Origin of the sequence: Paenibacillus glycanilyticus (assembly GCF_030161375.1) — a bacterium.
GTDB lineage: Bacteria > Bacillota > Bacilli > Paenibacillales > Paenibacillaceae > Pristimantibacillus > Pristimantibacillus glycanilyticus_B.
Genome location: NZ_BSSQ01000004.1, coordinates 243,255 through 269,149, shown reverse-complemented (window position 1 = coordinate 269,149; position 25,895 = coordinate 243,255). Strand labels below are relative to the sequence as shown.

21 protein-coding genes are annotated in these 25,895 nt (G+C 50.1%); 6 read left to right on the top strand and 15 right to left on the bottom strand.

Going from position 1 to position 25,895, the window contains the following annotated elements; all coding sequences use genetic code 11:
* Positions 1–8: 8 nt before the first annotated feature.
* The 7 genes from QQK89_RS05760 to QQK89_RS05730 form a co-directional block, all read right to left on the bottom strand.
* Positions 9–1,799 carry a cache domain-containing sensor histidine kinase gene (locus QQK89_RS05760; RefSeq protein ID WP_284237530.1) on the bottom strand — a complete coding sequence of 597 codons (1,791 nt, stop codon included), beginning with the start codon at positions 1,797–1,799 and terminating at the stop codon, positions 9–11.
* Between the two features lie 13 nt (positions 1,800–1,812).
* Positions 1,813–3,120, bottom strand: a complete 1,308-nt coding sequence (locus QQK89_RS05755; RefSeq protein ID WP_284237528.1) for an ABC transporter substrate-binding protein — start codon at positions 3,118–3,120, stop codon at positions 1,813–1,815.
* Between the two features lie 41 nt (positions 3,121–3,161).
* Positions 3,162–4,898 (bottom strand): family 43 glycosylhydrolase, encoded by a 1,737-nt coding sequence (locus tag QQK89_RS05750; protein ID WP_284237527.1) that lies wholly within the window; start codon positions 4,896–4,898, stop codon positions 3,162–3,164.
* Positions 4,895–5,719 carry a carbohydrate ABC transporter permease gene (locus QQK89_RS05745; protein ID WP_284237526.1) on the bottom strand — a complete coding sequence of 275 codons (825 nt, stop codon included), beginning with the start codon at positions 5,717–5,719 and terminating at the stop codon, positions 4,895–4,897. Before QQK89_RS05745 ends, QQK89_RS05750 begins: the two co-directional genes overlap by 4 nt.
* A gap of 4 nt (positions 5,720–5,723) precedes the next feature.
* Positions 5,724–6,614 carry a carbohydrate ABC transporter permease gene (locus tag QQK89_RS05740; RefSeq protein WP_284237525.1) on the bottom strand — a complete coding sequence of 297 codons (891 nt, stop codon included), beginning with the start codon at positions 6,612–6,614 and terminating at the stop codon, positions 5,724–5,726.
* Between the two features lie 103 nt (positions 6,615–6,717).
* Positions 6,718–8,031, bottom strand: coding sequence for an ABC transporter substrate-binding protein (locus tag QQK89_RS05735; RefSeq protein WP_284237524.1), 1,314 nt, complete (start codon positions 8,029–8,031; stop codon positions 6,718–6,720).
* Between the two features lie 176 nt (positions 8,032–8,207).
* Positions 8,208–9,968 (bottom strand): glycoside hydrolase family 2 protein, encoded by a 1,761-nt coding sequence (locus QQK89_RS05730; protein WP_284237522.1) that lies wholly within the window; start codon positions 9,966–9,968, stop codon positions 8,208–8,210.
* 163 nt (positions 9,969–10,131) lie between these two features.
* Between QQK89_RS05730 and QQK89_RS05725 the strand changes: the two genes are divergently transcribed.
* The 3 genes from QQK89_RS05725 (at position 10,132) to QQK89_RS05715 (ending at position 13,271) form a co-directional block, all read left to right on the top strand.
* Positions 10,132–11,064, top strand: coding sequence for an ArsR/SmtB family transcription factor (locus tag QQK89_RS05725; protein WP_284237521.1), 933 nt, complete (start codon positions 10,132–10,134; stop codon positions 11,062–11,064).
* A 266-nt stretch (positions 11,065–11,330) separates the two neighbouring features.
* On the top strand, positions 11,331–12,011 hold the full coding sequence (locus tag QQK89_RS05720; RefSeq protein ID WP_284237520.1) for an HAD family hydrolase: 681 nt from the start codon (positions 11,331–11,333) through the stop codon (positions 12,009–12,011).
* Positions 12,012–12,116: 105 nt separating this feature from the next.
* A complete protein-coding gene (locus QQK89_RS05715) occupies positions 12,117–13,271 on the top strand; it encodes a mannitol-1-phosphate 5-dehydrogenase (protein ID WP_284237519.1) in 1,155 nt (384 codons plus the stop codon).
* Positions 13,272–13,364: 93 nt separating this feature from the next.
* Here the strand turns inward: QQK89_RS05715 and QQK89_RS05710 are convergent, their stop codons facing one another.
* Positions 13,365–15,041 (bottom strand): beta-L-arabinofuranosidase domain-containing protein, encoded by a 1,677-nt coding sequence (locus QQK89_RS05710; protein WP_284237518.1) that lies wholly within the window; start codon positions 15,039–15,041, stop codon positions 13,365–13,367.
* 185 nt (positions 15,042–15,226) lie between these two features.
* Between QQK89_RS05710 and QQK89_RS05705 the strand changes: the two genes are divergently transcribed.
* Positions 15,227–15,922, top strand: a complete 696-nt coding sequence (locus QQK89_RS05705) for a helix-turn-helix domain-containing protein (RefSeq protein ID WP_284237517.1) — start codon at positions 15,227–15,229, stop codon at positions 15,920–15,922.
* A 59-nt stretch (positions 15,923–15,981) separates the two neighbouring features.
* Here the strand turns inward: QQK89_RS05705 and QQK89_RS05700 are convergent, their stop codons facing one another.
* The 3 genes from QQK89_RS05700 to QQK89_RS05690 all read right to left on the bottom strand — a co-directional run bounded on the left by QQK89_RS05700 (position 15,982) and on the right by QQK89_RS05690 (position 19,738).
* A complete protein-coding gene (locus QQK89_RS05700; RefSeq protein WP_284237516.1) occupies positions 15,982–16,947 on the bottom strand; it encodes a glycoside hydrolase family 25 protein in 966 nt (321 codons plus the stop codon).
* Positions 16,948–17,088: 141 nt separating this feature from the next.
* Positions 17,089–18,699 (bottom strand): cellulase family glycosylhydrolase, encoded by a 1,611-nt coding sequence (locus tag QQK89_RS05695; RefSeq protein WP_284237515.1) that lies wholly within the window; start codon positions 18,697–18,699, stop codon positions 17,089–17,091.
* Between the two features lie 163 nt (positions 18,700–18,862).
* Positions 18,863–19,738 carry a LysR family transcriptional regulator gene (locus QQK89_RS05690; RefSeq protein WP_284237514.1) on the bottom strand — a complete coding sequence of 292 codons (876 nt, stop codon included), beginning with the start codon at positions 19,736–19,738 and terminating at the stop codon, positions 18,863–18,865.
* A gap of 164 nt (positions 19,739–19,902) precedes the next feature.
* On the opposite strand from QQK89_RS05690, the gene QQK89_RS05685 reads away from it, so the two are divergent.
* Both QQK89_RS05685 and QQK89_RS05680 read left to right on the top strand, forming a co-directional pair.
* Positions 19,903–21,261, top strand: coding sequence for a uracil/xanthine transporter (locus tag QQK89_RS05685; protein WP_284237512.1), 1,359 nt, complete (start codon positions 19,903–19,905; stop codon positions 21,259–21,261).
* Between the two features lie 146 nt (positions 21,262–21,407).
* The gene (locus QQK89_RS05680; RefSeq protein WP_284237511.1) at positions 21,408–21,803 is read left to right on the top strand and encodes a hypothetical protein; all 396 of its coding nucleotides are present in this window, start codon (positions 21,408–21,410) and stop codon (positions 21,801–21,803) included.
* 28 nt (positions 21,804–21,831) lie between these two features.
* Here the strand turns inward: QQK89_RS05680 and QQK89_RS05675 are convergent, their stop codons facing one another.
* From QQK89_RS05675 to QQK89_RS05660, 4 genes are all read right to left on the bottom strand, one after another.
* A complete protein-coding gene (locus tag QQK89_RS05675) occupies positions 21,832–22,194 on the bottom strand; it encodes a hypothetical protein (RefSeq protein ID WP_284237510.1) in 363 nt (120 codons plus the stop codon).
* A 99-nt stretch (positions 22,195–22,293) separates the two neighbouring features.
* Positions 22,294–22,707 carry a hypothetical protein gene (locus QQK89_RS05670; RefSeq protein WP_284237509.1) on the bottom strand — a complete coding sequence of 138 codons (414 nt, stop codon included), beginning with the start codon at positions 22,705–22,707 and terminating at the stop codon, positions 22,294–22,296.
* Positions 22,708–22,763: 56 nt separating this feature from the next.
* Positions 22,764–24,479: a biosynthetic-type acetolactate synthase large subunit gene (gene ilvB, locus QQK89_RS05665; RefSeq protein WP_284237508.1), complete on the bottom strand. Its 1,716-nt coding sequence runs from the start codon at positions 24,477–24,479 to the stop codon at positions 22,764–22,766.
* Between the two features lie 678 nt (positions 24,480–25,157).
* Entirely contained in the window at positions 25,158–25,832 is a 675-nt protein-coding gene (locus QQK89_RS05660) for a DUF2238 domain-containing protein (protein WP_284237507.1), read from the bottom strand.
* Positions 25,833–25,895: the final 63 nt, after the last annotated feature.

The window sequence follows — 25,895 nt, the reverse complement described above, 5'->3', positions numbered from 1 at the left end:
GTCTCCTCCTATCCAGTCATAGAATAAGCGATTGGCATGGTCAATATGACCTTAAGTCCCTGGAATGGCATGCTTTCCAGCTGCAACCCGTATTGCTCTCCATAATGCAGACGGATTCTGCGGTGCACGTTCATCAGGCCGTTGCCGGACGTGCCCCCTAGATCGTGAATTTTATTAAGCCGCTCGCGCATCGCGTTAAGCTGCTCGCTCGTCATGCCGATGCCGTCATCCTCGATCACGATCATCAGCATCCCCTGTTCCTGATAACAAGACAGCTGAATGCGACCTTCCCCGATTCCTTTGTCGAGCCCGTGATTGATCGCATTCTCCACAATCGGCTGAATCATGAGCGGGATCACCGGACAACCATACAGCGATTCATCAACCTCGAGGCGGAAGTCGATCCGGTCCTCGTAACGCATTTTCTGAATCGTCATATAGCCCTGCACATGATCCAGCTCATCGCGCAGCGTCACAATGTCCTTGCGTCCGCTAAGGGAATAACGGAGCAGCCTGCTCAAATTGTTCGTCATCTTCACGACTTCCCTATTGCCTTCCACTTCGGCATACATGGAGATGGAACCAAGCGTATTGTATAAAAAATGCGGGTTGATCTTGCTTTGCAACGCCGCGATTTCGGCATCCTTTTCCCGGATTTCCGTCTCGTATAACCGGTAACCCAGCTCGCTCAGATGCGACACCATCATGTTAAAGGCATTGCCTAGCTGACCTACCTCATCCCATTGGGTAACGGGGAAAGATACTTTCAGATCGCCTCGCTCGACCTTTCTCATTAAGGAACGAAGCATCCGAAGCGGACTTGTTATGCGGAAAGCGATAAACACGGACAATAATACGGCCAGGCCAATACAAATGCCGCCGATTAATATAATCGAATTGCGGACAACCAGACTGTCCTTCATCAGCTCCGATATAGGGACAACGCCAATCGTCGTCCAGCCGGTTACTTCCGAACTGACATGGGCGACCAGCAAGCTTCTGCCGTCCACCTTATGATGGGAGACGCCCTCCTCCGACAAACCTTCAATAGGAGGATAAATGGCCGTTTTTTCCTTACGGAGCACGAGATCGCCCGCGCTGTCGGTCATATAAAGCGATTCCTTGCTGCCAAGACTAACCTGCGACATCAGCTTGCGTACGGCAGCCGGGTCAATATCGATCACGATGTAGCCAATCGTATCCCCGCTGTCAAAACTTCGCAGTTCGCGGGCGATCGAAAATACCTGATAGACCGTGCCGCTGGTCGAACTGACATCATGCGTCGTAATAAAAGTCGGCTGCCCGAAGCGGCCCTTCGCTTTCTCCAGCCATTCCGTATTGCCGCCAAGCTGATAAGTGGTCATATATTGGCTTTCCGGCAGCACGACATAAGAAGCGCCATGCTCGCCGAATAAAGAAATGCCCATAATATCCACGCGGCCGTTCAAGAACACTTTCGAAACAAAGTTGTTCAGGTCATCGATCTCCTGTAAAGATAACGGCTCCCCTGACTTTCTGGTTGTCGAGAGAAAATCCAATATCTCCTGATACTGGTACGGCATAAGCGACAACCGGTTCAGTTCGTTCATATACGTATCGATGTTCAGCGTCACTTGCTTCAGCATTTGCAGCTGATATTTACCAACCTGCTCCTCCATCTTGGAAGCAAATAAGGAGAAGGAATAAGCTCCAATCACGCTAAGCGGCACAACGATCAGAAGCACGTTGACCAGAATCAACTTGCGGGCCAGCGCCAAATTTTTGAACCATTGCTGCAGACGTCCGAGAAGTTTGATCATATGGCTCCTCCCGCTACTTCGACAACTCTAGATTGATTTGATTCTGAGCCTTCTGAAGCGCCTGCTCCGGTGATTCCTGGCCATAATTCATGCGCTCGAACTGCTTGATAATATCCTCGATGAAGCTATGCTGCTTCGTATTCTTAGGCCATAACGCAACTGCGTTTGCGGCCGCCGCATAATCGCTGCGATAATTAAGCGCCTTGAACGCTTCGGTATCCAAAATCGCCGATTCGCTTGGCACATGACCGGCTTCCGCCCATTTGGCCCCATGCTCGGCTAGCCACTTCATGAACACCATCGCCGCTTCGCGTTTCTCCGCGGACATCTCGTGCTGCGTCGGAATGGCTAACGTATGGGAATCTGCCCATGCCGCGGGTTTATCGTAGATCGTTGGCAGCGGAACCACGCCGAAATTAAGCTGGTCGTTTTTCTCCAGCGCCCCGGTCGCCCACACGCCCGTAATCAAGACCGCGGCTTTTCCTTCATTAAAGAGCTTAAACGCATCGGGAATATTAGGCGGGATAAGCTTGCTCTTGTACAAGCCGTCTACGTAACGGAGCGCCTTCAGAGCTGCCGGATTATTAAATACCGCCTGGGAGCCTTTCTGATTGTAGAATTGTCCCCCGCCTTGAATCTGATTGTACAAACTCCACCATAACCAGACCGAATCAATCCGGGTGCTTGGCTGCGCCAAAGGAGCGACATCGCTTGGAACCGCTTGTTTAATCGTCTGCAGAAATTTCGTAAACCCGGCCTCGCCCTTGCTGATGACAGGTTTGCCCGCCGCATCCAGAACTCCAGCCTGCTCAAGAAACGTTTTGTTGTAATACATGACAAGCACATGTGTATCAAGAGGAACGGCATAAGGCTTGTCTTGGAATAAAGCCGCCTTCATGATCGCTTTGTTATATACGTTCCAATCCAGGCCAATCTCTTGCGCCGGCCTGGATAAATCTTCAATGTAACCGTTCTGCACGAATTGAGGCAGAGAACTTGCGTGGATAATTGCAACATCCGGCGCATTGCCGGACAATATGGCTGTTCGCAGCCGGGAATAATAATCGTCCAGCCGGGAATTCATCTGGACGACTTGAATATCTTCATGCTCTTGGTTGAATTCATCCACCATCTCGGTCATGAACAAATTGTCTCCCCCGCTGAAGGGGGTCCAATAGTTGAGCTGGATGGCGGACGCCTTGCGTTCGGCGGATGCCGCCTCGTTATTATTGTTATGGCTGCAACCAGTCAAGATCAGGCTTGCCGCTATTCCGAGTGTGAAGCCAACCTTGATGAATGATCGATAGGACAAACCTTTCATGACTAGCGCCTCCTGAAAAATCTTATTACATGATCACGAACTTATGAATTGCTTCTAATTAGGTCCAGATAGTCAATGCGAAGCTCTGCAGTCGCATTCTCCAGTATAATGGCGTTCTTGCCAGCCTTCAATTGCAATGTGATCGTTTGGGTCTGGTAATTGTTGCGCTTTCCGGCTGGGAAAATTATCTTTTTCCCTTTTCCGTCCTCCACGCGAACCTGAAGCTCGGCTTCATCGCTCTCGGACGGATTGGCCGCGGCAATCCGGATATCATATTTGCCGCTAACCGGCACTTGAATATTCGTAAACCGAACCGCTTCGCCTTCACCTGCCCCCGCAATTACGATTCCCGTGCCCGAAGCAAAAGCATTATCCTCCGCTTGGCCAAGCTCTCCTTCCGAAGCATATTCCGCTTCGTAGCGCGGAAGTTCAATCGCCTTAATAAGTCCTTCTCCGCCTTGAATGGAGAGAGTGATTTCATTCATGCCCGCATCAAGCGGAATGTCCGCATAAGCATAGCCGGTACCATCAAGCGCCGGCAGCTCGACGGTTGTTGCCTGCTCGCCGTTCACACTAATCGCTGCCGTAAGTGTCTCAGCCGCTGCGATCTCATAGTGGATCATAAGCGGCGCCGTCGTATGCACATTCGACGAAATATGGTCAAACGCGACTTCGGCCGAAGGTACCGCCGCCTTGAAGATTCCCATTCCGGATGGGACCTCAATCGCGGTAGTCAAGCTTAATGGCTTGCCAAGCTGCAGCTTGCCCGTTTCATCCCACGCGAGCTTTTGCGCTCTAGCTTTGCGGTTGCCCCATCCATCCGTTGGCGCGGTTGTCGCGTGATACACGATCCATTGCTCGGTACCATCGGGCGAAGTAATGAAGGAATTATGCCCCGGACCGTATACTCCGGCTTCTTCGTCCATCTTCAGAATCGGTTCTTGCGATTTCGTCCAATTCTCCGCGACAAGCGGGTCCGCCCCTTGCTTCAGCGTCAACATGCCAAGCGCATAATACGGCGTCCAGCTTCCCGCGCCCGAGTAGACGATCGATACGTCCCCGTCATGATGCAAGATGGAATGCCCTTCATTAATATAAGGAGGGCCGCCGGCTTTCTCCCAATCCAGATCAGGCTCGGACAGCAGCACCCTTGGACCGCTGATCGTGAGCGGATCGCTCATAGGCGCGATGTACGTATTTTGCTGGACGTTAATATCGCCTTCCCATCCCGACCAGACAAAATAAAGCTTGTCGCCGAGCTCCATGGCTAGACCGTCAATCGCCCATTTGTTGCTATCGTCCGTTACCTGGCCTTTGAACGTGTAGCTTCCCATCGGATCATCGGTGTCCGCTTCCAATACGAACATCCGGTGATTTTCGTTCAAGCCGTCATCCGCAGCGAAATAGATGTACCATTTCCCTTGAATGAACTGAATTTCCGGAGCCCACAGCTCCGCGGAATAGTTGGTGCCTATATCCGGGTACCAGACGACTTTGCGCTCCGCCTGTTTGAAATCGATGGTGCGCGATTTCATGACCATGATATCCGCGCCGTTATGCGTAAACGTCATATAATAGTAGCCGTCTTTGTACACAACCGCGGGATCGGGCGTATCGATTTCGGCAAGCGTATTCTTGAACGTACCGCCATGTCCGTTATATTCGGCGGCTGTCTCGTTTTCGTTATTTGTGTTACCGTTCATTGCCCACGCTCCTATTCCGGCTGCCGCAACCAGCAGAATCGCTGCCGTTAGGACAAGCCAACGTTTTGAACTCATTTCACACCTGCCTGCGTAATCGCTTTAACGAAAGATCGCTGACCGATAATAAAGATAATAAATACCGGAAGCGTCGCAATAACCGTCATCGACATCAGCTTGCCGTATGCTTGCGTATAGCTGCCTTGCGCCATCATCGCAATACCGGCCGTAATCGTGCGCATCTCCGGCGAAGTCGTCGAATAAAGCGGCCATACAAAATCATTATAAATGCCCATAAACGTAAAGATCGCCAGCGTCACCATAATGGACACCGAAGCCGGCAGCAAAATGCGGGAATAGATCTGCCATTTGTTCGCGCCGTCAATGCGGGCTGCTTCTTCAATTTCCTTCGGGAAAGCAACAAAAAACTGGAACAGCAGGAACACGCCAAACGCGCCGGACGAGTATGGCAGAATAAGCGCGGCATACGTATTGATCAAGCCTAGTCCATTAAACTCCAGGTACATCGGCAGGAACGTCAAGACGCCCGGGATCATCATCGAACCGATAAACATCGGGAACATCAGCTTTTTGAGCGGAAGATCCTGCAGACGGGCCAGCGCAAAAGCGGCCATGGAAGAGAACAATAGCACAATCGCCGTTCCCGCTGCGCCTACGAATAAAGAGTTCGTAATCCAGCGCGTAATAGGTACGTTCATCAGGTTGCCTTTGAGGCCGTCCAAATAGTTCTCAAAGGTGGGTTTCTTAGGGATCAGATTCATTTGCCCCGCTAATGCTTCGAAGTCATTTTTGAAGGAAGTTGATAACATCCAGATGAGTGGAAGCAAGAAAAATGCGGCGATAATGACTGCAAGTACGATAAGCAATGTTTTTTTCATGCTTCTACTCCTTCCTTCCGTAAGCGATCTTGTATTGAACAGCCGAGATGATAATGATGATAAGTGCCATCAGAATCGCCATTGCAGAAGCCGAACCGACTTGCTTGCCTTTAAAGGCTTCGTCGAGAACGTTCATGAGCAATACTTTCGTGCTGTCGCCAGGACCGCCGCGCGTGAGCAAGAACGGCTGCGCATACACGTTAAAGGAAGCAATCGTCGAAGTGATAATAATAAACAGCATTACCGGACGAATCGACGGAAGCGTAATGCTGACGAACTTTTTCCAGGCGTTGGCGCCATCGATCGAAGCCGCCTCGTAATAATCCTCCGGCACTTCATTAAGCGCATTCGTGAAAATAATCATATTGAAACCAATCGTCCACCACAGCGTGGTGAGCACAAGCGATACCCACACCCATGGCAGGTCCGTCAGCCAAGCAACCGGATCAACATGCATCTTAGCGAGCAATCCGTTCAAGAATCCGGCGTTTGTATCAAACATCATGAGCCAGATCACTGCCATGACGGAACCGGAAATCGCGTAAGGCATGAAGTAGAACGTACGGAACAATCCGCGGATCCGCTTCGGCAGCTGGTTCAGCAAGATCGCGAGTGCAAGGCCGAGGATCACAAGAAGCGGCACCGAATACAAAACGAACTGCAGCGTATTCCATAGACCGTTAAAGAACGAATCGTACAAGTAAGTGCCTGGCGTAAAGATTTTGACATAGTTATCGAAGCCTACGAATTTATGCGAATCCGACAGCAGCTCGAAATTATGGAAGGAAATATAAATGCCGTACAAAATCGGGATCAGCAGAAACGCACAGAAGCTGAGTAAATACGGCAGGACAAACAAGGATGACGTGATGCGGGATTGCAAACTGCTCTTCATCAATTACAGCTCCTCCATTTCCGGTTAAAGGTGAAAACAGAGGAACGAAGAAGCTTGTTGCCTGCTTCTCCGTCCTCCATTCTTCTTTTACGCAAGTTGCGGTTTATTTTTTCATTGCTTGTCTGGACTTCGCTACTGCATCGTCCATCGCTTTTTGAGCGTCCTTCTTGCCAAGAATCGCATTGCTCAGCTCGCCCCATACCGGATCGATAATCGTACCCCAGTTCAATACGTTAGGCGCGAATTGCACGTAATCGAACGATTTCGCTACGTTGCTTTGCATATCAAGAGCTTTGAATTCTTCGCTTTCCAGCATTGGCTTGGAAGCCAGTGCTTGACCGGAAGCCGCCCAATCCATCGAGTTGGTCGATACGTATTTCAGGAAGTCGCCGATGCCTTTAACCACAGCCGCGTCCGTTACGCCTTTAGGAAGCACGAAGTTATGGGAGCCTGCGTATACCGCTTGTTTCGCTTTGCCGATTTGCGGAACCGGCGCTACGCCGTAGTTGATGCCCGCTTCGTCGAATTGGCCTTTCATCCAAGGACCATTGAATTGAATCGCGTTTTTGCCTTGCAGGAACAAGGTGTTCTCGCCGTCTTGCTGTACGTTGCCAGGGGACACGCCTTTGTCTACGAGGCCGCGCAGCCATTGCACCATCTCAACCGCTTCAGGCGAGTTGTAAGCTACGTCCGTACCATTCCACAGGTCGCCGCCATTTTGCCATACGAGCGTCGGGAAGATAAATTGTTGCGGCCAAAGCGTCGGAACAACATAACCGTATGTGCCTTTAGCTTTGTCAGTCAGCTTCTCTACGTCCGCCTCGAATTCCGCGCGGTTCGTTGGCGGAGCCGTAATGCCGGCTTTCGCGAACAAATCTTTGTTGTAGTACATTACAAGCGGATGGATATCGAGCGGAATACCGTACCATTTGCCGTCGATTGTCTCGTAGTTCACCGGAGCGTCTACGTAATCCGTTTTGTTGATTGCCGCTGCCCCCGCCAAATCGTCCATCGGTTGAAGCTGGCCTTTGTTCACGTACGTCGGAATTTGGTCCACGTGCATGATCGCCAGATCCGGACGGTCTTTGCCCGCGCTCAGCGCAACGTCAAGCAGCTTGTAATATTCGCCGTTTGGCTGGATAACGAGTTTTACTTTGTAAGTGTCCTGGGACGAGTTGTATTTCTCTACAATCTTCTTCATGAACTCGCCGTCGGCGCCGGAGAACGGCGTCCAGAACAGAATGTCTGCCTTTTCCGCTTTTGCTTCCGTGCTATTGCCGGCAGCAGCGTTTGTACCGCTGTTTGCTTGTTTATTGCCTTCCGCATTGTTGCCGCCGTTGTTGCTGCCGCATCCTGCTGCCGCAACCAGGCTAAGTGCGATTAACGATGTACCCAAAAGCTTGAACGATTGTTTCATTGTCGCTTCCCCCTAGAATGTTTGTCGCTCTTTCTGATACTCATTCTAGCTGGCGGGGAATCGCGCGCACATGTCGCTTTTTTAGAAGGAGTGGACATATTTATAGATGGTTGTACAACCGTTCGACAAAAAAACCGGACAGCTTGTTGCTCATGCTGTCCGGTTTCCGCTGCGCGTTATTTGCCTTCGTTAATCGCTTTAATCAGCTCAAGAGGTACCTTCGGCTGACGGTCGTACGTGAGTAGTCCATTGATCTCTTGCTCGACGTCAGTCAGCTGCGTATAGCAATAGCCTTGTACAACGCCGGAGAAGATCATCGGCTGGATAACGTTGCGAAGACGTTCTACGAAATCCTCGTCGCTAGAAGCGCCGGAATAACCCCAGCCTTCCCATTCGCTTTTCTTGTACGCGATGCCGCCGAACTCGGTGATGATGATCGGCTGGCCGTCATATTCGTAACCCGCTACGCTAAGGCGGCGGTTAGCCGGCATTGCCGAGACCGCTTTCTGGGCGCTGCCGTAACGGTCTTCCAGTACTTCGCGTCTCCACTCGTAGTCATGGATGTTGTACAGATCGGTAGCAACCATTTCCCAACCGTCGTTGGAAATAACAAGACGCGTTGGGTCAAGCGACTTGGTCAAATGATACATCGCTAGCGCATGCTGCTGCTGGCGCACGTCGATCTGAATGTTTGGCACGCCCCAGCTTTCGTTCAGCGGTACCCATACGGCGATGGAAGGGTGGTTGAAGTCGCGGTCGATCGCTTCTTGCCATTCCTTCGTAATGCGGCGGACGTACTCTTCCGAGTAATCGCAAGCGTTAGCCATCTCGCCCCATACGATAAGACCAAGCTTGTCACACCAGTACAGGAAACGCGGGTCTTCCACCTTCTGATGCTTGCGCGCGCCGTTAAAGCCCATTTCCTTCATCAGAACAACGTCTTTCTTAATTGCTTCATCCGAAGGAGGAGTCAGATTGCCGTCCGGGAAGTAACCTTGATCCAGAACCAGCTTGCTATAGTAAGGACGGTTGTTCAGATTGAATTTGCCGTTCTCGATGGAGATTTTGCGCATGCCGAAGTAGCTCGTTACGCGGTCAACTTCAACGCCGTCAACCGATACCGCGTATTCCACGTCATACAGGTTTGGACGTTCAGGCGACCAGAACCGGTCCATGCCGTGATCGTTCAAGCCGCTCAGCTTGATCTTCCGGCTTTCTTCGCCCGCGCGAACCAGGAACGTATCTTCGGAGATAACTTCACCGGCGAACGAAATGTTAACCGACAGGCTAACGTTCTTCGCGCCCGGAACATAACCGCCAACAAACGAACGGATCTGGATTTCGTTGGTATCGATATCCGCCACGTATTTCACTTTGCGAAGATGAACCGGCGATACCGCCTCCATCCATACGGACTGCCAAATGCCCGTAGTACGGGTATACCAGATCGAACGGGATTTCTCTTCCCAGAACTGCTTGCCGCGCGGCAGGAATACGTCCGTGCCATGATCGACAGCTTTTACGACAAGCGTATTGTTGCCGCCGGACTGCAAAGCGTCCGTAATATCCGCCTGGAATGGGGTATGCCCGCCTTCATGCATTGCAACCAGTTGTCCGTTCACCCACACCGATGCTTCATAATCTACGGCGCCGAAATGGAGAATGATTCGTTTTCCTTGGAAAGCTGCCGGAATATCCAGCTGTCTGCGGTACCATACCACGTCATGGAACGTTGGATCGCCAATGCCGCTTAATGCGCTTTCGAAGCTAAACGGAACTTGAATCTTTTTCGTGAAATCTCTTTCCCCGGTAAACCAGCCCTCAGAGCTGCCTACGCGCGCATCATCAAAATCAAAATCCCATTCACCGTTTAAGCAAACCCATGCATCGCGGTTGAATTGTGGTCTTGGATATTCTGCTCTTGGCAAGTTTGTCATCGTTTACGCCTCCGTTAGTTAACCAATAAGTTGTTATATTAACGTATAAGTTTGATTCTGCAGCTTATTCTAACGTGCGGATGCGTTTATCGTCAACTAAAAAGTTGTTTTATTAACATTTTAGTTATATAATTGCCAAGAAGATAGAAAGCGAGGAACCAACGTGCATATACAAGTCAGCACCAAATATATGGCCATGCTCGAATGCTTCTCATCGGAGACGCGGGTGAGAATGATTGAACTGCTTAATGTGAAATCCATGAGCATCAAAGAGCTTGCAGAGACGCTTGGCCTCTCCTCGGCAATCGTCACCAAACATATTCAAAAGATGGAGGAAGGCGGCCTCATCAAGACCGAAAGCTTGTCCGGTACGAGAGGGAGCCCGAAGATGTGCTCGCTTGCAATCGACTCGCTTACTCTGCAGCTACGCTCTCTGCCAACTGATTCCGGTGCTGAAGCGGAAACGAAATATTCCGTCGAGATTCCGATCGGCCAATATTCGGAATATGCCGTCAAGCCAACCTGCGGGCTTGCTTCGGAGAGCAAAATATTAGGACTCGTTGACGATCCGAGATATTTCTCTAATCCAGAACGGATGAATGCTGCTCACTTGTGGTTCGGAAGCGGATTTGTCGAATACCGGATTCCGAATTACTTGCATGCTGCCCAGGATGCAAGCCAGCTTGATATTTCGCTCGAGCTTTGTTCCGAAGCGCCTTCTTATAATGAGAACTGGCCCTCCGACATCAGTTTCTATATCAATGATATCGAAGTTGGCATATGGACCTGCCCGGGCGACTTTGGCAGCAAACGCGGCGCGCTTACTCCTTCCTGGTGGCAACTCGGCACCCAGAACGGTTTGCTCAAAAGCTTATCCATCCAAGCGAATGGCACCTTCCTCGACGGCATGAAATTATCCGATGTAACCATTGAAGATGTTGGATTAAAGCTTGGCGAAGACTTCCGATTCAAGCTCGCTTCCCTGGAGTCGGCCCGGCATTGCGGAGGAATCAGCTTGTTTGGCAAGCAATTCGGCAATTACAAGCAAGATATTCTCGTAAATGTGTATTACAAGGATCGGAGCAAAGCGGACTAGCGCCGATCTATTATTAGAATATTCTAACAATTATATTTTGTCGGTAAGCGATTGCATTCGTTGACTCTTCCACCCCCTTCCAGTAGGATGAAAGTACGCTTAATCTAACCTCTACAGGGGCAGATCGGTCGTGCAATTAACTTATTGCTTTTTAAGCGTGACCCTGTGCATACAGGGTCTTTTTGCTTATCTGCCCCCTTACGTACGCCGGCATCACGCCGGTACCACGACTACGAAGCGCTGAGAGCGCAAGGAGGAGAACGCAATTGGCAAAAGCACTTATCTTTGATTTTGACGGCACTATTCTTGACACCGAGACGCCTTGGTATGAGGCATTCCGCGAGTTGTACGCAGAGCATAATGTCGAACTCACCCTCGAGCAATATTCGCAATGCATCGGGACCAGCTTGCATCTATTTAATCCTTATGAATATTTAATAACGGATTGCGGCATAACGATTGACCGGGATGCGTTCCGCGCGCGAGTGCACGAGAAACATGCCGAACTTATGAGAAATGAGCTGGTGCGGCCCGGAGTTGTCTCCTTCCTGGATTCCGCCAAAGCCGCGGGTCTCCGCATCGGTCTTGCGTCAAGTTCCAAGCTGGACTGGGTGACGCGCCATCTTGACCGCCTTGGTCTTGCCTCTTATTTCGAATGTATCCGTACCGCGGATCACGTTACCCATGTTAAGCCCGACCCTTCCCTTTACCTTCAAGCGATTTCTGAGCTTGGCATTGAGGCAGCAGATGCCATTGCGATCGAAGATTCCCCCAACGGCGCCAAAGCAGCTTTGGCAGCAGGACTTCATTGCGTTGTTCTTCCGAATAAGATTACGAAACTTCTTGACTTCGGTACCATAACCAAGCACGGTCAATCGCTTGAGGATATCAGCTTTGAACATCTCATCCGCGATCCTTCCGGCTTCTTAGCAAGAGCGGCAGTATAAATTCCCTTACCTTCCTTAAGTCTTTGCCTATCCATTCGGACGAGGCACAGGCTTTAGACCGCTTTAATTATCTGAATATTCAATTAATTATATGGAGGGATGCAAATGAAAGCCGTACACTTTGGAGCAGGAAACATTGGCCGGGGCTTTATCGGGATGATGCTCTCAAAATCCGGCTACGAGGTATGTTTTGTCACGAGAAACCGCAAGCAGGTCGCCGCCTTGCGCCAGCGGCAATCGTATGTCGTCACTACGGCGGGAGATATTCGGGAGCACTTTGAAGTAAAACACGTATCGGCTTTGCATATTGACGATCTTGATGAAGTAAAAGCTCGAGTCGCGGATGCTGACCTCATCACGACAGCTGTTGGGGCAGCCTCCTTACGAAATGTGGCGGCTCAAATCGCACCCGGAATCGAGCTTCGGCTTCAGCGCGGAACTAAACCGCTGCATATTATGGCTTGCGAGAATGCAATCAAAGCTAGCACGCAGTTAAAAAAATGGGTCTATTCCTTGTTGCCAAGCGAGCTGCATGATCTCGCGGACCGGTTGCTCGCTTTTCCCAATACGGCCGTTGACCGGATCGTTCCCGTTCAGAGAAACGCGGACCCGCTAAGCGTTGTTGTTGAACCGTTCAGCGAATGGGTCATTCACAAGGATGCGCTGCTGGAAGGATTCCCGGGCATTCAAGGCGCCAAATTTGCGAATTCCCTCGAGCCCTATATTGAACGCAAGCTGTTTACCGTTAATACCGGACACAGCAGCGCTGCTTACCGCGGATATTTGAAAGGTTTGTCTACCATCCAAGAAGCGATGCAGAATCGGCAAATTCGCAGCCACGTGGAGCAAACGCTCGCAGAGACCTCCAAGCTGCTTGTTGACAAGCATGGCTTTGACGCCAATGAGCAACAGAGGTACGTCAATCAAACGATTCGCCGGTTCTCCAATTCGGCTCTGACCGATTCGATTACCCGCGTTGGACGTTCACCGCTGCGCAAGCTTTCCACATCCGAGCGGCTCGTTCGGCCAGCCATGCAGGCTTATGACCGGGCTATTCCGACCAAGCATCTTGCCTCTTCGATTGCATCGGCCCTTCATTTTGACTATATGGCCGATCCGGAAGCCGAAATTTTGCAGCTTGCTATCGGGCAAAAAGGAGCCAAACACATCATTCGCAAACATATGGGGATCCCGGAGGAGCATGCGCTCCATGCCGAAATCATCGAGCAATATAACCGAATGTTAACGACGAGAGACTAACATCAGCAAAAAAAAAGAGGCGATTGATAGCTGCTTGGCATACTTCTGCCTTAGCGCTATATTCGCCTCTTTCTATACGAATGGACAAGCTGCCTACCGTACCAAAGGGAACTCGGCTATGCGAAGTCTTGCGCAGCCATACGGGATAAGTTCTAGCCGTTCAAGCGGCTCTTTACTGGAAACCGGGCTTTGCGGAGGCGTGCCAGCCGAATTCATCTCCATCGTCCACTCTGGAATTCTCCGGCCGCTTACCTGCATGCGAAGCGGCGGATGTTCGGCGGAGAACGGCTGACGGACGATTTCATTGGCGAAGACATGTCCCAACTCCGCGGCTGACTCTTCATTTAACTGCAAGCCGTAATTCCATGGTGATGCCGGATACAGCTCCCAGTCGTCATAGGGGGGGAAAGTGCGATGCTTCTGCCATTGCTCCTTTACCGGAATAACGAGCATTAAAGCTCCGTACTGAACCCCGGCTGCGCCATTGGCTCTCGGAACCAGCCGCGCTGTCTTCGGCAAAGTCAGCAGCAATTCATCTCCCTTCTGCCAGATCCGGTCTATTGAAGCAAAGCCTCTTTCTACATGCAACTGGTAGCGTTCGCCATTAATAAGCAGTGTAGGAGCTGCGCACCAGCTAGGTATGCGCAATTTTACGGGGAACCTAACCGGCATCTCCGGGTTAACCGATATTTTGACGGTATCCAGGAACGGGTAGGAAGTCTCCACTTGTATGGATGCAGCGGTTCCATTCCCTTGGCCTACCTTAGTAGCAATTAAGCAAGGAGCATAAGAGATCGCCGCCAATCCGCCATCCTCGGCAGACATCCACAATCTGGCGGCAAACTTCGGCCAGCCTTGATGCATGTTAGCCGTACAGCAGCCAAAATGAGGCTCAATGCCGAACATATTTGCTTCATTGTTATTTTCCGTCCAATTGCGTTTGGCATGCGTGCACATGATCTGGTTCGCCTGCTGGTCGTATTGATGGACCTTCCAGTCCGGACTAATCGCCGCTGGCAAGGCATTATAAGCAACCTTCTCCAGCAAATCCCCGAAATAACCGTCTCCCGTAATCCGAACAAGATGCTCTAGCGAATACATATACTCCACGACGGCGCATAATTCGGTGCCTTGGCTCGGATGCGTACCCGCTAGCCATTCGTCTCCGGAGAACATTCCGTTTACTTGGCCGTGATAGTTCATCACGCTTCGAATACCTGTATACACGGATTCCAAATCCGCTGTTTCCCCTGACAATAAGAAGCGGAGCGCAGGTTGTTTGAACGACATGGCAACATTCACGACATGCACGCGGTGATCAAAGGAGGTTTGACGATACCAGTAAGGATATTGCTCGTACAACCCTTTCCAATCCTCGGTCTGTTCACCGATGAGACGGGCAAGTTCCAGCAGAAACGGCTCCCGAGTCCGGCTCCACCAATCATCATTGGTTGAAGGGCCGAATTGCCCGTCTTCCCTGCCGCTTCCAAGCGTCCATTCAATCCAAGGCTTGACCTTCTCGATCAGTCTCTCGTCTTCCAGCAGATAAGCAAGCGGCAATAAGCCATCTAAGTAATAGGGCCCTCTCTCCCAGCTTTCTCCGGTTCCTCCCAGCCACCCGCTGTTTGGTCTGACAGAAGGCCAGAACTCATCCAAATGTCCTGTCATGCCTTTTGCTTGAATGTCCAATTGGTCTTTGAGCCAACCTTGCGGCTTAATTGCGCCTAGCGGCAGCTCCGCGAAAGTTGTTGCCGTAAGTGAAAGATTCATCTGCTACCTGCACCCCAATCTTCTTCATGCTGTTCTTTAAAATTTAATATAGCATTTATTTTAAATATAATAAATAATACATTTATAAAACTTATCGTTTTTTGCCCGAGTTGACATTAAATCTCTCAGCTTTTATTCTCATTAATAGAGGAATTTAGGCAAAAATTGGAGGACTGATTGCGTACATGGACATTCGAACCGAATTTGGACAACGAGTGAAGGAGTTGCGTGCGCGCAGCGGCATGTCGCAAGAGCTGCTCGCTCACCGGTGCGGACTTGATCGGACGTACATCAGCGGCGTTGAGCGGGGAGAGCGCAATCTCAGTCTTGTTAATATGGAGAAGATCGCATCCGCCCTTCAAGTGTCTATCAAATATATGTTCTCCGGCGAGCGATTCTCCGCTAATCCGGCTTATCAAGCCAATAATTTCGCCGTGCCCTTCAAAGATCGTTTTCATTATCACCTCGACCATGACAAGAAGGTGCTGGCATTTCAAGTTAACGGTCTGTTCTCCGGCCAAAAAGATGTCGATTACCTAACTTCGGTTATTATTGGCATTTGCTCCGCTTATGGCAAAGACGAACTAAATATATTGGTAGATCACCGGGAAATGAAATCGATCGATGGCGAAGCCGTTGTGTACTCACCCGAAATATCGGAAGCGGCCGTGAAATTCCAGCAGAAACTGATGACCTATAGCAAGAAGGTCATTGCCTTATGCAACTCGGAGTTTATGGTCCAGCAGTTGAACCATGTCGCCCAAGAAAGCGGCATTCACGAAAAAGCCCTCCATCTGTTCGAAAAGGATAAAACGATGGTTGAACGCGCTTATTCCCTGCTCGATATTCATGGCAATGAGCTGATTAGAACTTCCGGCTAAACGGCAAAAATCCCCTAACGGCCCAAAAAGCTGTCCGTAGGGGATTTTTTCATTTCGATTTATTTCTTTTGCAGTTCCTCAATCGCTTTTCGCGTCTCGGCGCTGAACTCCTTGAAGAACTTCACGAGCTCCGCGTTGCAAAGACCCGCGTTGTACAACATTTGAATCGTAATAAATTCCGGCATTCCCTTGTCGTTAACCGAAGTGATGATACCCGCCTTCATCGCGGCTGATGTGGATGTCTTCGTCCAGCTTGGCGGCGTTTGGTTACCCGACATGTTCACATGTTTCTCTAGTAGAGCTACCCGATCCTCAAGCTCTTTCATTTGCTCTTTTTCCGCATCCGTCATTGGCTTATCCTCCTCTGGTCCATAAGCGTTCAGCAGGTCGTCTTCCGTTCCCGCGTATTCGTTCAGATCGACGTTCCCGGCAATGCCAGCTACCTTTCGGCTGCCATCCGGCAATGTTCCGCCGGAGCTTCCGTCGCTATATTGCCAAAACGTCCATTTCTTCCAGGCTTTTGCATCGTCCGGCGGCTCAGAAGCGTTATATCTGGCTATCCATAACGGATAACTGCCTAGCGACGAATCGAAATGGTTCGCAAACGCATTACCCGTATAAAAAATTGGCTTTTGGCCAAATAATCGCTCCGTCTCCTCCAAGAAAGCTTTCGCTACCGCACTCATGCTGGCATCGCTCAGATTACCCGAATTGACCTCGTAATCCATCACCGGAGGCATAAGCAGCTTGGAAGCCTTCGAAGCCGCCTGATAGAAGAACTGCGCCTCCCGTTTGGCCGCTGCCGAAGAAGTAGCCCGCAGAAAATGATAGGCTCCTACAAGAAGTCCCGCTTCCGCTGCTTCATTCGCATTGCCGAGGAAGGTTGGATCCTGGTAAGTTTCTCCTTCCGTTGCTTTTACAAACACGAACGAAATGCCATCGCCTGCCACTTTTGTCCAATTAATGTCTCCCTGGTAATGGGATACGTCAATGCCTTGGGCGTATCCTTTGGTTCTTCCTTGCATGACTTTCCCTCCTTCAGGCCGTATATATACTATTCTTACTATTAATAGATTCAACTTTAAGTAGCCAGGTCACGGCACATTGGCATGAAAAAGCCGCCCTGCGCGAGGGCGGCTGCTCAAAACCTATTGTCTCTTTGCCTGTTACGGTGCAGCAGTGAGAGTAAAAGCTTCCCAACCGCTGATACTGTCCCGATTTGCGATCAGCATGCCAAGGTTCAAATCCGCGCTGACGTATTTGTTGTTGGCTACCGACTTGAAGGACACGGTACCGTCGGCATTCGTTATTTTGGTGAATTTCTCCCACGCCGCAATCCCTTGAGCCTGCGCAATCAGTCTGCCGCTGTTGTTCTGATCGGCGCTTACGTATTTGTTGTTGGCAAGCGACAGGAACGATACCGTACCGTCCGCATTGGTCACGACAATAAATTTCTCCCAGGTGCCAACGGACGTCCGGTTAGCCACAAGCGGCGAAGTTCCGGTATTCTCAGCCGTCACATACAGGTTGTTTGATCTCGCTTGAAGGCTGGAAGGAGCGCTTAGTTTGGCGTAAGCTTTGAACATGTTAATCAGCGTAGTATTAGGCGTAAAATAATTCGTCGTAAATTTCGACAGCTTCGATTGCATCGTTGCGATGCTGTCGCTGCTTACGTTCGGGAACGGGTTCGTATTGTTCTGGTACAAGCCCCAGTTGCCGCCGCTTGTTACTTTGTAAGACCAGTTCGTCCAGGATACATCCAAGGCGTCAAGGCCGGACAGCCATTTCTCCCAGAGGTCATTATGCGTAAACAACGTGAATTCGCCGGAATAGACCGGCACGTTCCAGTTATTCTGATGCCAGATGATATCCGTGAACCATTGGTTAATGCTGTTGTTCTGGCTGTTCCAATCGGTGTCGTTCCAATCATAACTGTGAACCTCGTATACGACGTTCGTCCAGCCGTAGGTGGAAGGTGCCACGATATTGTTCCAATAGCCGAAAGCTTCCACGTAAATCATATGATCCGGGTCTATGGCACGGACGGTATCATACAAACGATCATACATCTGGCTGATCGATAGCGCGCTGTTATTGCTTACCGGCTCATTGAGCAAATCGTAACCGGCAATCGTCGGATTGCCTTTGTAATGGGTAGCGATCCGCTGCCACAGCTGAACGACCCAGTTCTGATAAGTCGTATTGCTCCACAGCTCGTTAGCTCCTTCGCGTCCGCCGCTCTGCCAGCCGTTCATATTGCCCGGAACGCCGTGCAGATCAAGCAGCACATACAGACCGCGGGATTGCGCATTCGAGACAAGCCAATCCAGATTGCCAAACGATACCGCATCTGACTTCATCGTGCCGTCCCGGTTCATCATGTTCTCCCAATAGATCGGTACCCGAATGAAGTTAAGACCCATATTCTTGATCGTATCGAGATCGCTTGCTTGAATCCATAAGTCCTGATAACTGTCCTTCAAGGTATCTACCGCAGATGAGCCAAACCGGTTAATCAGCGTTCCGCGCACCGTCCATTCATCCGTTCCTCCAAGCGGGGACATCCAGTTTTCTTCCATCATCCAGCCGCCCAGATTAGTACCGTGCAGGCTGACTACGCTGCCATTACCGTTATTATTTCTAATCTGCTTCCCGTTTGTCTTCAGGAAATCGCTTGCTCCAATTGCCGCATCCGCTTGCCGCACGTGGATAGATCCAACCATGCCTAACGCAAGACATGCCGTTACCGCCAAGGTTAATGCCTTTTTCCAATTCATTATAAGCCTCCTCGAATGGAATGAAATGAGTTACCACTTACAAATGAAATCGATTTCAAACAATAATATAACGATCCGGCAGAAAAAAAGCATTGGCTATTTTTTAGATTCAATTGTATGGTTTTCAGGTTTCCCAAAAATAAATAAGCGCCCGTGACCTTGGTCACACCGGACGCTCTGCTATCAATTCAATCAACTTTTGGGCTGCTTTGCTCAAATAATGCTGCTTCAGCCAAATGATCGCGGAGCTCGAGGTCACTTCCGGGCCGGCAATCGGGTACGCTTTGATCCGATGGTTCTGGTATCGGTTAACCGAGGTGCGCGGCAAGATGGAAGCCCCAAAGCCGGAAGCAATCAGCTCGATGAGCATGCCGATATCCGAGCATTCTCCGATTACGGACGGAGACAATCCCCTCGAATGAAACTGGTCAAGAATCAGGTGATACAAACCAAGACCTTCCGTGCTTGGCAGTACTAGCGGATATTCCGCAATACGATGATAAGTAATGGCATCCTCCTCCGGATGCCCGGTACCCGTTACGAAAAACAACGGCTCGGCGCCAAGAATGACATGATCAAATTCTTCCAGGCTGATTGGAAGGCGGACAATAGCGAGATCTAATGCTTTGTCCTTAATAAGCCGAGTTAACGTTATGGTCTCGTTTTGTTGAATTTTGAACGTCACCTTCGGATATAACAGCCGAAATGCGCTAAGCACGCTGGGAAGGCGTTCATCCGACAGCGTATTGATGCCAATGGACAACTTCCCTCTTAGTCCAAGGCCGGATTCCGTGACCTCCTCTTTCGCTTCTTCCATAAGCCGCGTAATGGTTAAAGCATGCTCATATAACGTTTTGCCCGGAACGGTCAACTCCAGATGGCGGCCGCTGCGGATAAATAACGGAACGCCAAGCTCCTCTTCCATTAATTTTAACTGTTGGCTAAGCGGAGGCTGCGACATATGGAGTCGCTGTGCGGCTGACGTCACCTGCAGTTCTTCGGCGAGTGCAATGAAATAACGCAATTGTTTGATATCCATCTCGTCTGTTCCCACCCGCTAAGCCCGATATATGTTTTTCATATACGAAGGCAATTTATTTAATATTTTTAATATAGTTATGCCCATGATACCATAAACGGAGCATTCGGGAGAAAAACGAAGCTCGAAATGAACGGAAATTGTGAAGAAAGCTGGGGATAATCATGTTTAAACCAAAAGAAAGCTTTACTGTATGGCTTGCGGGTATGCAGTGGCTGTTCTTTATTTTTACGAATACAGTTATGGTGCCGCTCTCGATTGGCCATGCACTCGGACTTGCACCGGAGGATATCGCCTCTTCGATGCAGCGGTCCTTTATTTTGACCGGCGTGCTGTGCATCGTGCAAGCCGTGTGGGGGCATCGTTACGCTTTGATGGACGGACCGGCAGGCGTATGGTGGGGACTTGTTCTTAGCATTTGCGCTTCCGCGCCGGCAATGGGAATGGATGTCGGAACGGTAGCGGCCAGTCTAAGCAGCGGCTTTATTTTGTCCAGCGCGATCGTCATCGTACTCGCTTTAAGCGGTTTTCTCAACGTGTTGAAACGGATTTTCACCCCGATGGTTATGGGCGTGTTCCTGCTGCTCCTCACCTTCCAGTTGGCGAACACCTTCTTCCAAGGGATGATTGGTTATGATCAAGGCGGCAAATGGGATTTGAAGATGGCTGCTTTATCGTTGTTTATTATCATCGTCGTGGCGCTTATCCATCTGAAGGGCAAAGGGAAATGGGGACAATTTTCTTTGCTTGGAGGCATTATTATCGGCTGGACGTTGTACGCGATCCTGTTCGGTAGCTCAAGCCGGATGGGGACAGCCGGCGGCAGCAACGGCATTTGGCATTGGCTCCCTTGGGGAACGCCTGGTTTTGAACCCGGCATTATAATGGTCGGCCTGTTGGCGGGCCTTGTGAACATGACGAATACGTTAACCAGCCTGACGGCAGCGGGCAGACTATTCAAGCGGGAAGCTACGAACAAGCAGTTCGTACGTTCGATTCTGTTCACGAACGGTTTCTCTATCCTTGCAGGGTGTCTAGGGCTCATTCCGTTCGGAACGTTTGCTTCTTCGATCGGGTTTCTGGAGAATACGAAGGTGCTGCGCCGCGCCGCGCTTATTGCGGGTTCCATGATGTTTATTATCGTGGGCATCTTCCCAGCATTGGGAGGCTGGTTGTCCACACTTCCGTTATCCGTCGGGAATGCCGTCTTATTCGTCGCTTATCTGCAAATGTTCGGCACGGCGATCCGTTCTTTCCAAGGAACAACGTTTAATGCCAAAACGATATATAGAGTTGCCCTGCCGGTGCTTACCGGTATCAGCATCATGAACATTCCCGCTTCGGCCTTTGCGGAATTCCCGCCACTCTTGACGCCGATTTTGTCCAATGGCCTGATCATTGGCGTCATTCTGGCGATCATACTTGAAAATCTTGTCCGCTGGGAATTATTCGAGACCAAAGCGGCTGAACCTAAAGCTGCGGAATCCAAAGATCACGCGATGAAACCGGCAGCGCAAGCTTAGAAAATAGAGCTATCCCGTTAATCTTGCTAACGCAAGGCATGGGGTAGCCTTTTTTCGTCTCCCCAATTCATTCACCCATTCGGACCATTTCTATTGTCCATAAGCTAGAAGATAAGCCTCAGCTAGCGGGGAGATGCGAGTCTTGTATGTTTAACTGTATCGGGAAGGTCATTATCATTAATAACAACGGCATTATTCATTTTGGATTTGCCAAGCAAATTGCTCCCGAATCGATTCAGGTCGGTAATGGGAACGGCTCAACGACATCGGAGGTAGAGCTCGAGGAAACGGGAAGGGAGACGGAAAGCCAAGCCATCGGCAATGGCGTGAAGAGCAGCGTTAACGGAAGAGCCTCAACCGGGAAAAGCAAAGGCGCGAAGAGCAAAAGCAAAGGCAAGCAAACCGTCAAGACGCCTGCCGCCGCGAAAAAGCAAACGGCACAAGCTGCTCCAGCTGCATCTAATCAGCCATTAGGCAAATCGCCTTTCGAAAACTTCGGCCGCAACCATCCGCTCCATAAAATGCTAAAAGGGTTCAAATAAGCAACTTAAGCTTATTGAACCCTTTTATTTATTCGATAATATGGGATAAACGCGACCCGTTATTGTTCCATAACCATTTGCGCGTTTTTGAATTGCCTTTTTCCGCATCCTTCAGTTGACCGCTAAGCTCCATAAACCAAGCTTGATCCTGCGCCGATAACGCCAGGTCAACCAAGCTTCGGATCTCGTCTTCATCCGGCGACCAATCTGCCTGTTTTCTCAAATGATGAGCCTTGGCAAGAGCAATCCGTCCGGCAGAATCTTCGTTATCCGATTTCACAACATGTACTTTCATAACGCCTTGTTCCAAGTCGATTTGTTCGACATAGCCGAAAATAAATTCGCCGCTGATCGTTTGTCCCTGCACCCAATCGCTGACTGCAATATTCACGGTCATCACCGCCTTTTAATGTAAAGTAAGCAACTGTAACTTTTGTTGTTACTGTTATAATAATGTATACAGTTATTGATGTCAACAGGCATATGGTATTTATTCCTTCAGCAAACTTTCGGCTAAGAACTCCTCTATCCGACTCAAGTATGGCGTCTCCAGTACGATGCCTTTCCGGTCGAGAAGGACATACATCGGGAAGTCTTTAATCCCGATTGCTGAAGCCCATTTCACGTTCCGCTCCTGCTCCTGGTCCCAGAACTGAACTTTCGTTATAGCTGTCGTTAACCTCTGGTCTGAGTTATGAAACTTATTGAGCTCTGTAGTCTCACTGTCAGGGAGAATGTTCTCGTAAAACAAATGAAGAGCGTATGTTTCATTGTTGTCAGGTTTCAGCTGATTTAGTACGTCATCTTGCGAAGGATCTCCTCCACAGCCAGCGATCGACGCAAGAATGAATACGGCTGCCATGCAAATTCCGGTTACTCTGATTCTGGTTCTGATTCCGTTCATGTCCTCCTCCTCTACGTACGGGATTACCCTATATACGTAAATACTTGGAAGAAGTTTTACTCAAAGTCACCCAAAATCATCTCATCCAGAGCCGTGCCGCCAAGAACCATCGGATATACATTCTCGTCCATTGGGATAACAAACTCCACAAGTACCGGACCCGGCGTCTCGAGCGCTTCCTTCCAGGCTGCATTTGCCTCCGCCTTATTCGATGCACGGAGTCCTTTAAGTCCATAAGCCTCGGCAAGCAAGACAAAATCCGGACTGCCCGCGAGATCGATCTGGCTTAAACGGTTCTCGTACATAAGTTCCTGCTGTTGTCTAACCATTCCGAGTACTCGGTTGTTCAATACGACGATCTTTACGGGAATCTGCTGCACCGCGCATATCGCCATTTCTTGGGCGCACATCTGCATGCCGCCGTCGCCGTTAATCGAGATGACGAGCCGGTCGGGATTGCCGATCTGAGCGCCTACCGCTGCCGGAAAACCAAACCCCATCGTGCCAAGTCCACCGGAGGTGAGGAGCGAACGCGGCTGATTAAACTTGTAGAACTGCGCGGTCCACATTTGATGCTGGCCTACGTCCGTTGATATTATCGCGTCGCCATTGGAAGTCTGGTGAAGCATCTCGAGAACATATTGCGGCTTCAGCTCCGTATCCGAGTCGTTATAGCGCAGCGGATGCTGAAGCTTATATTCGCGCAATTGTTCCATCCAACCCGTTGCAGGGGATGGCGCCGCTATTGCCGAAGCATACGCCAGAATTCCTTTCAAATCGCCTACGATGCTGATATCCGCTTTAACGATTTTGTCTATCTCCGCCGGATCAATGTCGATGTGGACGATCCGTCTCGCTTGCGGCGCAAATCCGCTAACCTTCATTGTCAGCCGGTCGTCAAATCGCGAGCCAAGCGAAATGATCAGATCCGCCTGTTGGATAGCCATATTCGCTGCGTAATTACCGTGATGACCCGCCATGCCAAGGGCCAGAGGATGTCCGCTTGGGAAGCCGCTCAGTCCATGCAAGGTTGCTACAACCGGAATTTGGGTCTGATCAATAAAACGAATAAGCTCATCCGAAGCATTCGCATGCACAATACCGCCTCCAGCGATAACAACAGGCCGCTTCGCTTCGGAAATAGCCAAGAGCCATTCCCCTATGCGTTCCGCATCGATCTCAGGATCCGGCTCATACCCGCGAAATTTCACCTCCGCCGTGTACGGTTCATAGAGCAGCTTCGCATTCGAGATATCTTTCGGAATATCGATCAGCACCGGACCTTTTCTCCCCGTATTGGCCAGATAGAAAGCTTCATGCAAAATCCGCGGAATGTCTGCCGCATCGCGCACCGAGTAGCTATGCTTCGTAATCGGCATCGTAATGCTGATGATGTCCGCTTCTTGGAAAGCATCCGTTCCAATCATGTACGTAGGGACATTGGCCGTGATGATAACCATCGGGATGGAATCCATATGCGCCGTTGCGATGCCGGTTACCAGATTTGTCGCCCCCGGTCCGGAAGTCGCAATACATACCCCGACTTTACCGGTCGAACGCGCGTAGCCGTCAGCGGCATGTACGGCTCCTTGCTCATGGCGGGTAAGAATGTGCTTGAACTCTTTATTTTGCGTCATCGCATCGTAAATATATAACGCGCTTCCACCCGGGTAACCAAATACCGTATCAACACCTTCATCCAATAATCCTTGCAGCAATGCTTCCGAGCCCGTCATCCATCTTTGCGTTTGCGCTTCTGTCATTTGTTGCATAATTAGCAGCCTCCCGAAAAAAATAATAACCCCTTTCTTCCCCGGCTAATCACAGCAATGCTGCAAGGCCATAAGGGACGAAAGGGGTTTAGTCTTCGCGGTACCACCCTGGTTCACCGAAATTCTCGCGAATCCGGTCTCAAGAGGCAGGAGAGCTCCTGCCTGCTGCACGTTAACGTGTGCAATTCCGGTTGAGCCTACTTGGCTGAAGTTCAGCTTTCGGTCAACAGCTCCGAGATGACCGCGTCCATCGCTTATGGCAAAGGTTTCACCAATCCCTCTGCTCTCTGGGCATAAGCCGCATGACGCTATTTCTCTTCCACGCTTCTTTTATGAAAATCATAAAACCCCTTTCTTCCACAGGCGACAGCATACAGCTGAACGTGCCTAGGGACGAAAGGGGTTATCTTCGCGGTACCACCCTGATTCACCGGCATTATTGCATTCCGGTCTCATGAGATAAGCTTCTGCTTACCTGCCGCACGGTAACGTGTGCCAATCCGGTTGAGCCTACACAGCCGACATTCAGCCTTCAGTCAACAGCTCCGAGATGACCTCATGCATCGCTTAAGGCAAAGGTTGCAGCGTTCCCCTTGCTCTCTGAACATAAGCGGCTTGCATGTTATTCTCTTCTGCGCTTTTTGCTTTTGCACATCATAGCATATCGATTTCGGCTTTTCAATCGGTATTTTTCCCGATCATGTTGTTCTTGCGGTTCAATGCTTTATGCACAATCAGAAATATAACGATAGCAATAAGTACTCCGGCAAGCGCCGAAGTCATATCCTTCTGCGAATCAAACGGATCGCCTTCAAGCCCGATATACTTAGCCGCCATCTTCTTGTTAAACAGATAAGCCGACCACATTTCGAGCAATTCGTACAAAGCGCTTGCCGTCATAATCATCGTAAAGGTCACGATATAGGAGGGCCACTTCCTGTGCAGCTTCAGAAAATACTGAACCGCCTCCCGTACGGGAAAGGCGATCAACAGGCCAAAAGCGAAATGGACAATCCGGTCGTAAAATCCTCTTTTGATATGAAAAAGCTGCTTCAGCCAATCGTCTATCGGCGTTTCCTGATACGTATAATGCGCGGCATAGGCATGCATCGCCAGGAAGATTGCGATTAGCACATAAGATAAATTGCTGAGCGGAAACTTCCGGTACACCACAATCAGAACAACAACAAAAGCAACCAGGAGCGAATTCTCGACCGCCCATATTTTCCAATCGGATGGCTTGATCGCCATGATGATCCAGAATACGGCTAGTACGGCAATCGCGACCTGCAGCAACCTGTTCTGCTTGAACGGAATCAGATGGCTTCGCAGCCATTTGGAATTGTCAGTCATGCGGATGCAACCTCTTTTTCTTCATGTTGAGGATTATCTTGCCCCAAATGGCACAGGTTATAT